This is a genomic window from Vibrio sp. TRT 2004 (assembly GCF_050113735.1).
Classification (GTDB): domain Bacteria; phylum Pseudomonadota; class Gammaproteobacteria; order Enterobacterales; family Vibrionaceae; genus Vibrio.
Genome location: NZ_JBNJOH010000142.1, coordinates 1 through 752 on the forward strand (window position 1 = coordinate 1; position 752 = coordinate 752).

Sequence of the window (752 nt, forward strand, 5' to 3'; positions counted from 1 at the left end):
CTCGGTACGGCTGACCTCATTACAGACCCGAACGGACAAGTGCAGATTGAGCGTGGCTATACGCCATTTGGTGAGCTACTCGCCTCTGCTGAGTTGCAAGCAACTCCAATGTTTACCAACGCAGAAATGCGCGGCTTTACGGGGCATGAAAATGTTGGTAATAGCAGTGGCCTTATCAACATGAACGCGCGTTTGTATGACCCTGTGATTGGTCGTTTCTTGAGTGCTGACACATTTGTGCCAGAGCCGAGCTTTAGCCAGAGTTACAACCGTTATGCTTATGTGCTTAATAACCCTGTGAAATTTAATGACCCGACGGGTCATTATTGGGAATGGTTTGTGGCTGGCCTAATTATATTTGTCGGTTCGCAAACCTTTGAAAACCCGACCATACAGAAAGTAGGCGCAGTAGTTGGTACGGTAATGATGGCTTATGGAGGAGGACAAGTACTGTCAGCTTACTTGGATAGTTATGCGTTGGTGGCGGCCAATGGAGCGACGACCTCATTTACAACAACGTATTTGACCACAGGTGATTTAGGATCATCATTTGAATCAGGGGTGATAGGAGGTTTATCGGCAGTGGTTACCAATGGGCTTGCCCATGGTGAAGGCAGTCCATTCAATGCACAAACCGGAAGTTTAAGAGCGACATTACCCCTTGCTCATGGTATGGCTCAAGGTGGTATCCATGAACTGCAAGGAGGCAGCTTCAAGCAAGGCTTTATCAGCGGTGTCATTGGTAAGCTTGG

General features: G+C 47.9%; 1 protein-coding gene. It reads left to right on the forward strand.

Features of this window, described 5'->3' with window-relative positions; all coding sequences use genetic code 11:
* On the forward strand, positions 1-752 hold a 752-nt coding region (locus ACQEXR_RS20290), incomplete at both ends, for an RHS repeat-associated core domain-containing protein (protein ID WP_427021051.1).